This window comes from Ruegeria sp. YTSC106, assembly GCF_059609765.1.
This window is the reverse complement of sequence record NZ_JBXWMI010000011.1, coordinates 89,886-101,573: the sequence shown is the minus strand read 5'-3', so window position 1 is coordinate 101,573 and position 11,688 is coordinate 89,886. Positions and strand designations below refer to the sequence as shown.

Here is an 11,688-nt window from a genome sequence, read left to right as displayed (position 1 = left end):
ATATTCACGTTTCGTCAACGTTTGATGCGGTTGAAATGCCCCATCTTGCGACCGGCCTTGACTTCGGCCTTGCCGTAGAGATGCAGCGCCACATCCCGCTCGCGGGCCAGCTCAGGTACACGGCCCATGTCGTAGCCGATCAGGTTTTCCATCACCACATCGGAATGGCGCTGTCCGTCCCCCAATGGCCAGCCTGCCACGGCGCGGATATGCTGTTCGAACTGATCGACAGCGCAGCCGTTCTGCGTCCAGTGGCCCGAATTGTGGACCCGCGGCGCGATTTCGTTCACGATCAGACCGCCGGGCGTCACGAACAGCTCAACGCCCATCACGCCGACGTATTCGAGTGCGTTCAGGATGTTTGCTGCGAGCAGGATTGCGTCTGTGCGCTGGGCGGGAGACAAGCGGGCAGGGATGGTGGTGGTACGCAAGATGCCATCGCGGTGCACATTTTCACCCGGATCGAAACAGGCGACCTGACCGTCCAGACCGCGGGCCGCGATGATCGACACCTCGTGCGAGAAATCCACGAACCCTTCCAGAATAGTTGGTGCACCGGCCATATCGGCCAGAGCGGCCTCGGCATCCTCAGGGTTGCGCAGCTGGGCCTGTCCCTTGCCGTCATAGCCGAAGCGACGGGTTTTCAGGATGGCGGGCGTTCCGATCTGCTCGATCGCCGCATTCAGGCTGGTCAGGTCGGCAATATCCGCAAACGGGGCCGTCTTCAGGCCCAGCTCTTGCAGAAATGCCTTCTCGGTCAACCTGTCCTGGCTGACCCGCAATGCCTCGCGCCCGGGGCGGATCGGGCGGTGCGCTTCCAGAATGTCCAGCGCTTCGGTCGGGATGTTCTCGAACTCATAGGTGATGACATCGACCGCATCGGCAAAGGCTTTCAGCGCGTCTGCATCGTCGTAAGCCGCGGTGGTGACGCGATCCGCAACCTGCGCCGCCGGCGGGTTTGCACTCGGTTCGTAGATATGGCTGACAAAACCCAGTCTGGCGGCTGCCACAGACAGCATCCGGCCCAGCTGACCGCCCCCCAGAATCCCGATCACTGCACCTTGGGCGAGCATTTCCGCCATCTTCAACTCTCCAAACGTTTGCCAATATCGCCAAGCGCGGAACGCAGCGCCTCGTGCGCGCCCTGATCCTTCAGGGCGTCCGTCATTTGCAGGCTCAGCGTGTCCTCTGTCGCCAGGGCGTCACGCTCTTGCGCCAATCGCCCGGCGGTGCCTTTTTCCATCGAGGCCAGAAAGCCCGCCATCAACTGCGTTGTATAGAACTCGGCCCCGTCCGTATCCCCGGTTGCGTCACCCAGCCATTTGGCACCGGTGGCCATCAGGTCCAGAATGCCGGGAACCATGGCACAAATGGCGAAATGCGCGTTCAGCGCGGCTTCATCCGCAACCTTGACCACAGGGTTCTCGGGCTCAAACAGATCGGCCAGCAGGCGATCATTGCCAAAAGCTGCCATCGGGCAGCCGCCGGTTTCCAGAAAGCCCAGCGGGATGGTCTGCACGAAATCCGACGCAGGGGCGCAAAGCGCGGCCAGTTGCTCGGCGGGCACCGACGCCATGACGGAAACGATCTGCTGATCGGCACGAAAGATCAGCGGGTCCAGAACGTCGGCCGCAATATGCGGGCGCAGGCACAGGAACACGATGTCCGAGGTGTCAAGCACGGTCTGAGGTGCAGCGACAGTTGCGCCCAGTTCCGCCTTCAAGGCAGATGAAACTGTGGCGTTGCGCTCGGTCACGCTGATCTGGTGCTCTTTGGCGGCCATTAGCCGCGCGATCGGCGCGGCGATATGGCCGGTGCCGATAAATCCGATCCGGCTCATCCCTGCGGTTCCTGGGGGATCGACGCTGACAGAGCGTCACGCCAGTTGTCAAGCCGTTCGGCCAAAGCATCATCCTGCAATGCCAGGATGCCCGCTGCCATCAGACCGGCATTGGCCCCGCCGGCGGACCCGATCGCCATGGTCGCCACCGGGAACCCCTTGGGCATCTGCACGATGGAATATAGAGAATCCACGCCCGACAAGGCGCGGGTCTGCACCGGGACGCCAATGACTGGTACCCGCGTTTTCGACGCCATCATACCCGGAAGATGCGCCGCCCCGCCAGCACCTGCAATGATCACCTGCAATCCACGCGAGACTGCGGTCTTGCCATAGTCCCACAACCGGTCCGGCGTGCGGTGGGCCGATACGATACGCGCTTCGTAGGCGACGCCCAGTTCGTCCAGAATATCTGCGGCTTCCTTCATCGTGGGCCAGTCCGACTGGCTGCCCATGATGATCCCCACTTTCACATCGCTCATCCGCATACGTCCCCGCGCTCAGAAAGAGCGCGCACTATAGCCAAATCCGGTTGACTGGCAATGCGGTACAGGGCCGTTCAGGCGATGATATCGGGGGTCAGGCGGTCTTCGATCAGCCGGATGATGTCTTTCAGGCGCAATTTCTCTTTTTTCAGGCGCCGTAAGGTCAGTTGATCGGCCGTTCCCTTTTCATGCAACGCTTCGATCGCCTCATCCAGATCGCGGTGCTGTCGGCGGAAAACCTCAAGCTCAACACGCAATACTTCATCTGTTTTCATCGAAAGATCGGTAGGCGCGTTCATTGGCGACTCGAGTTGGTTGTGGTGCTTGGCCAACAAGATAGTGTGTCAGACGTTATCGCGCCAGACCTTGTGGACATCCTGGTTTCTTCCCATATTCTATTGCACGCGGTTGCCAGAACGGGGCCGCACACCACGTCGCTTTGACAATGAAGGACGAAAATACGTGTCGAAACTCACTCTTGGCTCATACCCGCATCTATTGGGGTTCGAGCAGTTGGAACGCCTTCTGGAACGGTCTGCAAAGGCCGGAAATGAAGGGTACCCGCCTTATAACATCGAACAGACCTCGGATTTCTCCTATCGTATCACTCTTGCGGTGGCCGGGTTTGCCGAAGAGGATCTGTCAATCACGATCGAGGATCGCCAGTTGGTGATCAGGGGCCGTCAGCGCGACGACAGCGAGGGGCGCATATTCCTGCACCGTGGCATCGCGGCGCGTCAGTTCCAGCGCATGTTCGTGCTGGCCGACGGTGTCGAAGTGGGCGAGGCGATCATGGAAAACGGTCTGCTGCACGTGGATCTGACCCGCGCCGTGCCGGAAACCGTGGTTCAGACGATCAACATACGGAAGGGGTAAGAGCAATGAATACACCGATTGAAATCAACACCGAAGGCAACCGTATTGTCTATGTCAAAACGGTTGAAGTTTCTGAATTGCCTCGGGAAGTTCGTGAACAGGCAGGCGATCTGGATCAGCTTTACGCCGTCCACGATTCCGACGGGCAGCAACTGGCGCTGGTCGCAGACCGCAAGCTGGCCTTTGTGCTGGCGCGAGAACATGATCTGTCTCCGGTGGCCGTTCACTAGGCGACCGAAAACTCTGCTGAAACGAAGTGGCATTTTCTTTTCATGCGGTGATCTTGCCGCAGATGCAAAGGCAGGAGCGGCATCATGGGCTGGTTTGACTTTGACTGGGTGGACGCCTTCAGTGATCGCGCATTTGGTGGCAACGGATGTGCTGTAGTCCACGAAGGTGCGCGCCTTACGGAAGAAGTCTGCATGGCCTATGTGCGCGAAACCTCTCTGGTCGAATGCACCTTTACCGGCCCGTCCGAGGTGGCCGACATCCGCGTCCGTTATTTTCTGGCCAGCCGCGAAATCCCCTTCGCGGGGCATCCGACTATCGCCACTGTCGCGGCGATGCGATCCCGCGGCATGATCTCGGGCGACAGTCTGACGCTGGAAACCGGTGCGGGTCTGGTCTCGATCCGGTTGCAGGGTGAACAGATCGAAATGACTCAGGTCGCACCGCAATTCGGTGCGCTCGTCCCCGCGGAACTGGTGGCGGGAGCGGTCAGCCTGCCACAGGAAGCCATCATTTCGCCGCCTCAGATGGTATCAACCGGCTTGCCGTTCTGCATCACCGTTCTGCGGGATCATACGGCATTGCGGGCCGCTCAACTGGTTGAGGGCCCATTGCGCAAAGTGGCTGAAGCTGCGGGTTATTCCGGCTCGGATATGGCCGAACCGTTTCTTGTCACGCTGCAAGGGGCAACCGATGAGGGGGATACGTTTTCACGCCTTCTTCTGGCTCCGCCCAGCCCGCCTGAAGATCCGTTTACCGGGTCTGCCACCGGTGCGATGGCCGCCTATTTGTGGAAACACGGATTGATGAAAAAGGAAAGCTTCATCGCCGAGCAGGGTCACGATATGGGCCGCCCCGGGAAGGCCATCGTCACGCGTGTCGGCCCGCCTGATGCGATGACGGGCATCAAGGTGTCCGGTCAGGGGTATGTTCTGATGCGCGGGCAGGTTGACCTGCCGGAAACGCCGATAAAATGAGCAAACGCTAACCGAGGGCTGCCCCCGGTATTCTGGCCGGAGGCGGCGGGTTGCATCCAGCCCAGCCGTCATCTGGGTCCACGCCAGGGTTGGATCGGGTTTGCCGACATAACGAAATCCAGCATCTGTTCCAAGGTCTCCGACCTCGTGCGCGACGCACAGGACGAAGCGGTGTCCTTGATCCGGAAAGGACTGAAGGCATAGTTGCTCCGACAAGCTCAGATCGGATCCCAACCAGAAACTGACAATGGTCGGAGACCAGTTCGCCATCTCAGTTTCACACCCGCCACGAGTTCCTGAACAGCATCAGGACCATCGGCAATCGTCAATTGGAAGCCAATAAAAACGGCCGCCGGAATGTCCGGAGGCCGCCCAATACAATCAGAAGAGACCGCAATCAGTTTGCTGCGATCAGGCCCATGCTTTCCAGTTTCAGCAGCACTTGATGGGCGCAGTTGTCGACCTCGACATTCTCGGTTTCGACGCGCAGTTCCGGGTTTTCTGGAACATCGTAGGGGTCAGAGATCCCGGTGAATTCCTTGATCTTGCCTTCACGTGCCAACTTGTAAAGGCCCTTGCGATCGCGGCGTTCGCATTCCTCAATGCTGGTTGCGACGTGGACCTCGCAAAAGGCACCGAACTGTTCGATCTCTTCCCGAACGGCGCGGCGTGTCGTGGCATAGGGCGCGATCGGGGCACATATGGCGATGCCGCCGTTCTTGGTGATCTCGCTGGCCACATAGCCGATACGGCGGATGTTCAGGTCGCGGTGCTCTTTCGAGAAACCCAGTTCTGACGACAGGTTCTTACGAACAATGTCGCCATCGAGCAGCGTCACCGGTCGGCCACCCATTTCCATCAACTTGACCATAAGTGCGTTTGCGATGGTGGATTTGCCCGAACCTGAGAAACCTGTGAAGAACACGGTAAAGCCCTGTTGGCTGCGTGGCGGCTTGGTTTTGCGCAGCTCGGCTACCACTTCGGGGAAGCTGAACCACTCGGGGATTTCCAGACCTTCGGCCAGACGGCGGCGCAGCTCGGTGCCCGAGATGTTCAGGATGGTGACGTCATCCTTGTCGAGAATCTCGTCGTTCGGTTCGTACTGGGCGCGTTCCTGCACATAGACCATGTGCTTGAAGTCGACCATTTCGACGCCGATTTCGTCCTGGAACTGGCGGAACAGGTCCTGTGCGTCATAAGGGCCATAGAAATCTTCACCGGCCGAATTCTTGCCTGGGCCAGCGTGGTCACGGCCCACGATGAAGTGTGTGCAGCCGTGGTTGGCGCGGATCAGACCGTGCCAGACCGCCTCGCGCGGGCCAGCCATACGCATGGCCAGGTTCAGCAGGCTCATCGAGGTGGTTGAGGCTGGGTATTTGTCCAACACCGCCTCATAACAGCGCACGCGGGTAAAGTGATCGACGTCGCCTGGTTTGGTCATGCCGACAACCGGGTGGATCAGTAGGTTGGCCTGTGCCTCTTTGGCGGCGCGGAAGGTCAGCTCCTGATGCGCGCGGTGCAGCGGGTTGCGGGTCTGGAAGGCGACGATGCGGCGCCAGCCCAGCTTGCGGAAATAGGCGCGCATTTCGTTCGGGGTGTCGCGACGTCCGCGAAAGTCATAATGCACAGGCTGTTGGATACCAACCACGGGTCCGCCCAGGTAAATCTTGCCCGCCACGTTATGCAGATAGTTGACCGCCGGGTGGGTATCGTCATCGGCGCCAAAAACCTTCTCGGCCTCACGCGCCTTGTCCGGGGTCCAGCGGTCAGTCACGGTCATGGTGCCCAAGATTACGCCTTCCTGATCACGCAGGGCGATGTCCTGGCCCAGCTCGATGCTCTGGGCAAAATCTTCGCTGACATCCAGCGTGATCGGCATCGGCCAGAGCGTACCATCTGCCAGGCGCATGTTTTCAACGACATTGTCGTAATCCGCTTCGCTCAGGAACCCTTTCAGCGGGTTGAACCCACCATTCATCAAAAGCTCCAGATCGCAAATCTGCCGCGGGCTCAGATCCCAGCTGGTCAGGTCGGCGGCTTCCATCTTGAGCTTTTGCGCCGAGTCGTAAGACACATACAGTTCAGGGATCGGGGTCAGATTGCTTAACATTGTCATCGTAATACTCTTATCGCAGTGTTGATTTGCCAGTGGATATCAGGCGGTTTCGCGGCGTTTGCACCGATTGACAGGCGAAGTCCACAAGCGTGAATGTAACAAAGGAGGATATGCGTCGAATATTGTTGAAATGGAAGGAATTTCTAAATCGCAAATCAAATCGATGATCTGATCCTTGCGATCGGAGGTTATTGTTTCATGCAGAGAATTACTGTTCCTGTTTTGTGGCGTTCTGCTCAAGCGTCGATGCACGGGTGACGAGCAGGGCGGGAATCGGTTCAGACACGCCGCGCAGCTGGAACAACCTGATTTCGTCCTGTGGTACGACGACACCTGCGGCCTTCAGCAACTCTTCCGAGACCAGCAATTCGACCTTCAGCGCCTTGGTTTCGCTTTCCAGACGACTGGCGACATTGACGGCGTCGCCGATTATGGTTTTCGACGCATGCCCCGCCGCGCCGATCTCACCAACGACCAGGTCCCCAAGATGCAGACCCATTCCGATGCGAATTCCGGGGCTGCCTTCGGCCTCGAGCTGTGCGTTGAAATTGTCGAGGGCGTGACTGATGTCGATGGCGGCTTTCAACCCGGCACGGGCGGACGCCGCCGCATTCGGCTTTTCAAAAACGGCAAGCAGCCCGTCTCCCATATATTTATCCACAACACCGCCTTCATTGGTGATGGCAGGCACGACCGCGTCGAAAAACCGGTTCAGCAGGAATACGATGTCATAGGGTAATTGGCCGGTCGTACGCGCGGTAAAGCTGCGCATGTCCAGAAACAGAACGGCCAACTGGCGTTCCTGACCCTGACTGGCATGTCCGCGTATGCGTCCGCCATCTGGCCTGAAGACCCGAAAAACGGTGGTGGGTTCCGTTGGCCGTATCTGGCAGGCCAGTCGTGTCTGCGGCGAGGCGCCCACAGCAGCAAGGCTGCGCGCTTCGACGTCGCCGGGCGGCGGCAGGGCGTCGCTGCCATCCTCTACAATGACACGGCATGTGGTGCAGCGCCCCTTTCCACCGCACAAGGCGGCATGCGGCACGCCGTTCACCTGGGAAATCTCAAGCAAGGTCAAGCCTTTTTCCGCGACCACCTCGGGCCCTTTGGCGTAATTCACGCGCACCGAATGCCTGCGCCGCCACAGTTTGCGCCCGATGTAAACCAGTCCCGTTGCCCCAAGGGCCAGCCAGAAAAACATAAGGCCATAGTCTTTTACACTGAACAGGGTCTGGAAGGCCTCGGGCGATGGCCAGTTGTAGTGCTCAATATATTGATCGCGCAGGAATTCATCAGCAAAGTCGGCCCATATGCGACGCCCTTCGGTCAACAGGCCGGCCAGTGCGAAAAAAGGCACGAAAACTGCAACACCAATCAGATAGGGCGCGACCCGCGACCACCACCGGGTCAGCCGCAGCCACATATGCAAGCCGATGCACCCGTGTATCCAAACGATCAGCAACAAGGCGCTTTGCATCCATACGGCGATACTGGGCCACATCAGAATGATGATATATCCCATCTCGTCGTTGACGTCGTAGACCTCGTGCGCGACCCGCGTCTGCACGATGTGCGAGATCAGTTGCAGCGGAATCAGCAAGCCCATACCGACCTGCAAGGCCGTGCTGAAGGGCATCCGCAGGGTTCTGCGTTGCGCGATCGACGTCAGGGCCAGACCAGCATGCGTGAACAGGGCAGCATAGAAAAGCACGCTGATGGCATTGTGGCGGGTGATGGCCTTCCGACCGTCCTGCATCCCGTGCAGATAATCGGTATGAAACAGGCCTAAGCCAATGTTTATGAAATGGAAGAACGCGAAGACAAACAACACAAGACCACTGCCGATCCTGAGTCGGGTTGACCACCCGCCGCGCCAAAGAGCGTTGTTCAAATGCTCACCTGTTCTTCGCTTTTCCTAAGATAATCCTGATACGCTGCTGGCTGGCGGTCAAGGGATTGGCAGTTGTTGCTGTTGTCGGGCAACGATCACGTTGCAGCTGAATTCGTACAGTGCCCCACGAAACCTTGGGGCACTGTCATTGAAACTCTGATCACCGACGGATCTGATTTTTCCGAAGCAGCCCGGAAGATTCCGAGCCCGTGTTATTCGTTTTCCGCCAGGAACCGCTCGGCATCCAGTGCCGCCATGCAGCCCATACCGGCGCTTGTGACCGCCTGACGATATATGTGATCGGTCAGATCGCCTGCTGCGAACACGCCCGGAACCGAGGTTTCGGTGCTGCCCGGCTTGGTGACAACATAGCCACCCATATGCGTTTCAAGCGTGTCCTTGACCAGCTCGTTTGCAGGCGCGTGGCCGATGGCAACAAAAACGCCTTTACAGGGGATTTCAGTGATCTCTCCGGTTTTGACATGTTTGACGCGAACGCCCTCAACGCCAAGCGGCGCATCGGTGCCGATCACTTCTTCCAGCTGGTGGAACCACAGTGGTTCGATTTTATCGTTCTTCATAAGCCGGTCTTGCAGAATCTTTTCCGCGCGCAGCTCATCGCGGCGATGGATCAGAGTCACCTTGCTGGCGAAGTTGGTCAGGAACAGGGCCTCTTCCACGGCCGTGTTGCCGCCGCCGATCACCACGATTTCCTGTCCGCGATAGAAGAACCCGTCGCAGGTGGCGCAGGCTGAAACGCCAAAGCCCTTGAATTTCTCTTCCGACGGCAGGCCCAGCCACTTGGCGCGCGCGCCGGTCGCCAGAATGACGGCGTCCGCCGTGTATGTGGTGCCGCTGTCGCCCTTGGCGGTGAAGGGGCGCTGGCTGAGGTCCAGATCGCTGATGATGTCGCCGATCACCTCACAGCCCATCGCCTTGGCGTGATCCTGCATCCGGACCATCAGGTCGGGGCCCTGTACCTCGGTGTCGCCGGGCCAGTTCTCGACTTCGGTCGTTGTCGTCAGCTGGCCGCCGGGCTCGATGCCCTGTACCAGAATGGGTTCCAGCATGGCGCGGCTTGCGTAAACGCCCGCGGTGTATCCTGCGGGCCCCGATCCGATGATCAGAACCTTGGTGTGTCGTGTGTCGGCCATGGTATCCCCGCTCGAATTGCCTGAATTGGGCCTTTGGCCCGTCGCCCCGATATAGCGACCGACAGACCCGGCTTAAAGCCCCTTACTGTTTATGACTTCGCAAGCGACCCTGCGAAGGGTGCGGGGAAAATGAGGGATTTGAAAACAAAGAAAATTGCGCATGTGCGAAACATTATTGCGTGCGCGTGGGGGGCTGATATAAGAACCGCAAAAATCAGGAGCATTTGATGGTCACGACTCGGTTGGATGATATCGACCGCAAGATTCTGGCGGAATTGCAGGCAGACGGTCGGATGACCAATGTCGAACTTGCAAAACGGGTCGGAATCTCGGCGCCGCCCTGTCTGCGCCGGGTGCGCACACTGGAAGAATCCGGCTATATCACCGGCTACCACGCCGAGGTGAATTCCCGCGAACTGGGATTTGAAGTGCAGGTGTTCGCCATGGTCGGGCTCGACAGTCAGGCCGAAACCGAGCTGCGCGCGTTCGAAGAACGCTGCCGTGAATGGCCACTGGTCCGGGAATGTCACATGCTGAACGGCGAGGTGGACTTCATCCTGAAATGCGTCGCACCTGATCTCAGCAGTTTTCAGCAGTTCCTGACCGGTGAACTGCTGACCACGCCAAACGTGGCCAGCGTCAAGACATCGCTTGTTATCCGCGGCGCAAAAGACGAACCAGGCGTGCCGTTCGACGTTCTGGAAGAACGAATGAACCGGACGGCGTAACGCCCAGACGTTTTGTCTGTGCGGTGTTCGGTGGCAGCATAGCAGCCACCGCCAAGGATAGAATCCAACTTAGTACCAGCTGCATGATGCCCCCCATAATGCAGTAATCGCTATCGCACTCAGGCTGTCATCGCGTCAATTTCCCCGTCTCCGGCGCGCGGCATCAGCAGCGGGCCAAAATCGTTGAGCGATTCGATATGCGCGAACAGGTTCAGATAAACCGACCGTAACGAGTGGCTGATCATCCGGACCGCGTTCACACCTGGGTGATACGTTTCGAACTGTAAACCATCTACCCGAATAACGGAATGCCGTTTTAGACAAATGTGAAACAGTTCAACTGGCGTCGGTGGCATTGTTTCAATCACGCCCGTTCCATCCTGGAATTCGGATACAGGTGTCAGAATCGGGCTATTCCCATGCAGATGCCGCAAATGCGCCGGCGTGCCCACGATCCGCGCCGCAGGCCCGGCGATTACACCCGACATCGGTTTTTGCATCCCGAATGTATCCGCCATGATGCGCGTAAGCGGCCGCGTGCGGCCCCGCGAATCCGGACGTCCCGGGATCAGAGTGACAGATCCCTTCCACAGCACGGTTTCGGACGCGCCTTCCTGAGTCAGGACCGTATCCCCCGGCATCAGGTCTTCGATTGCCATCGGCCCATGTTCGGTTTCAACCAGCGACCCACGCGTGAAGGCGCAAAAGGCATCTTCGAACATCGGCAGGGCCGGCGCGATGTGTCTGGTCTGAACAATGTTCCCGTTTTTCAACAGGCTGCTGACTTCATACCGGCGCAGCTGGGCCTTTGGTTTTGCAACCGGGCGCGGTGCGTCCCGCAGCATGGCCGTCGTTTCGATTGCATTTCTGGCCGCGCGGGCCAGTGAACTAGGAATAGTCATAAATATTCCGTCCCCTCAAAATGTCCGATCAAGCGCGGCGTATCCCCGTACAGGCCAACCTGACGAACTGGTTCTTTGTCTTGAAACAAATGGGTGACCCATGGGCGGCAGTCGGTCAGACCCCGCATGGCGACAAAATTGCGCTTTCCAATGGTCAACACATTGACCCCCCAGACAAACTCGTACTTCACGGGCGAAAATTGCCCGCACACACACAACTCCTAAACTCGTCCCGACCCCCTCAGATCGTGACGCTCTACACATCGGGCAGGAGCAAGCCCGTTATGCGTTCACCCCATCGAGACCGGCAGCTTGGCCTCAGGGTGCTTCTGCCTCAGCGTCGTGCCGCGATGCGACTGGCGACCCTGACAGAATGGCTTGATACCCGCTTCCACGGCATTTCCAGCTTCTGGCTCCGCGTGGCGGCGACCATGGCTTTGAGAAAGCGAGACTTGGTTTTCATTTTCTGGTCCTGCTCTGAACGGGTTTGTTTC

13 protein-coding genes are annotated in these 11,688 nt (G+C 58.6%); 4 read left to right on the top strand and 9 right to left on the bottom strand.

The window, feature by feature from the left end:
- Positions 1-14: 14 nt before the first annotated feature.
- The 4 genes from AC2FEB_RS15725 to AC2FEB_RS15710 all read right to left on the bottom strand — a co-directional run bounded on the left by AC2FEB_RS15725 (position 15) and on the right by AC2FEB_RS15710 (position 2,624).
- The gene (locus AC2FEB_RS15725) at positions 15-1,082 is read right to left on the bottom strand and encodes a 5-(carboxyamino)imidazole ribonucleotide synthase (protein WP_496674248.1); all 1,068 of its coding nucleotides are present in this window, start codon (positions 1,080-1,082) and stop codon (positions 15-17) included.
- Between the two features lie 2 nt (positions 1,083-1,084).
- On the bottom strand, positions 1,085-1,840 hold the full coding sequence (locus tag AC2FEB_RS15720) for an NAD(P)-binding domain-containing protein (protein WP_496674251.1): 756 nt from the start codon (positions 1,838-1,840) through the stop codon (positions 1,085-1,087).
- The gene (purE, locus tag AC2FEB_RS15715) at positions 1,837-2,322 is read right to left on the bottom strand and encodes a 5-(carboxyamino)imidazole ribonucleotide mutase (protein WP_117872985.1); all 486 of its coding nucleotides are present in this window, start codon (positions 2,320-2,322) and stop codon (positions 1,837-1,839) included. The genes AC2FEB_RS15720 and purE overlap by 4 nt, the downstream gene beginning before the upstream one ends.
- A gap of 77 nt (positions 2,323-2,399) precedes the next feature.
- Positions 2,400-2,624: a YdcH family protein gene (locus AC2FEB_RS15710; RefSeq protein ID WP_117872544.1), complete on the bottom strand. Its 225-nt coding sequence runs from the start codon at positions 2,622-2,624 to the stop codon at positions 2,400-2,402.
- Positions 2,625-2,787: 163 nt separating this feature from the next.
- Between AC2FEB_RS15710 and AC2FEB_RS15705 the strand changes: the two genes are divergently transcribed.
- From AC2FEB_RS15705 to AC2FEB_RS15695, 3 genes are all read left to right on the top strand, one after another.
- A complete protein-coding gene (locus AC2FEB_RS15705; protein ID WP_058275530.1) occupies positions 2,788-3,201 on the top strand; it encodes an Hsp20 family protein in 414 nt (137 codons plus the stop codon).
- A 5-nt stretch (positions 3,202-3,206) separates the two neighbouring features.
- On the top strand, positions 3,207-3,431 hold the full coding sequence (locus tag AC2FEB_RS15700) for a DUF1150 family protein (RefSeq protein WP_117872546.1): 225 nt from the start codon (positions 3,207-3,209) through the stop codon (positions 3,429-3,431).
- 84 nt (positions 3,432-3,515) lie between these two features.
- The gene (locus AC2FEB_RS15695; protein ID WP_117872548.1) at positions 3,516-4,406 is read left to right on the top strand and encodes a PhzF family phenazine biosynthesis protein; all 891 of its coding nucleotides are present in this window, start codon (positions 3,516-3,518) and stop codon (positions 4,404-4,406) included.
- Between the two features lie 397 nt (positions 4,407-4,803).
- Here AC2FEB_RS15695 and AC2FEB_RS15690 read toward each other — a convergent pair whose 3' ends face one another.
- The 3 genes from AC2FEB_RS15690 to trxB all read right to left on the bottom strand — a co-directional run bounded on the left by AC2FEB_RS15690 (position 4,804) and on the right by trxB (position 9,564).
- Positions 4,804-6,522 (bottom strand): bifunctional sulfate adenylyltransferase/adenylylsulfate kinase, encoded by a 1,719-nt coding sequence (locus tag AC2FEB_RS15690; RefSeq protein WP_496674257.1) that lies wholly within the window; start codon positions 6,520-6,522, stop codon positions 4,804-4,806.
- A gap of 208 nt (positions 6,523-6,730) precedes the next feature.
- Positions 6,731-8,410 carry an adenylate/guanylate cyclase domain-containing protein gene (locus AC2FEB_RS15685; protein WP_496674260.1) on the bottom strand — a complete coding sequence of 560 codons (1,680 nt, stop codon included), beginning with the start codon at positions 8,408-8,410 and terminating at the stop codon, positions 6,731-6,733.
- A 212-nt stretch (positions 8,411-8,622) separates the two neighbouring features.
- Positions 8,623-9,564, bottom strand: coding sequence for a thioredoxin-disulfide reductase (gene trxB, locus AC2FEB_RS15680; protein ID WP_117867888.1), 942 nt, complete (start codon positions 9,562-9,564; stop codon positions 8,623-8,625).
- 227 nt (positions 9,565-9,791) lie between these two features.
- Here trxB and AC2FEB_RS15675 point away from each other — a divergent pair, with 227 nt between their 5' ends.
- The gene (locus tag AC2FEB_RS15675; RefSeq protein ID WP_152458979.1) at positions 9,792-10,292 is read left to right on the top strand and encodes an Lrp/AsnC family transcriptional regulator; all 501 of its coding nucleotides are present in this window, start codon (positions 9,792-9,794) and stop codon (positions 10,290-10,292) included.
- 119 nt (positions 10,293-10,411) lie between these two features.
- Here AC2FEB_RS15675 and AC2FEB_RS15670 read toward each other — a convergent pair whose 3' ends face one another.
- Positions 10,412-11,194: a Hint domain-containing protein gene (locus AC2FEB_RS15670; protein ID WP_496674265.1), complete on the bottom strand. Its 783-nt coding sequence runs from the start codon at positions 11,192-11,194 to the stop codon at positions 10,412-10,414.
- Positions 11,195-11,528: 334 nt separating this feature from the next.
- Complete coding sequence (locus AC2FEB_RS15665) at positions 11,529-11,657, bottom strand: hypothetical protein (RefSeq protein WP_256367481.1); 129 nt, start codon at positions 11,655-11,657, stop codon at positions 11,529-11,531.
- Positions 11,658-11,688: the final 31 nt, after the last annotated feature.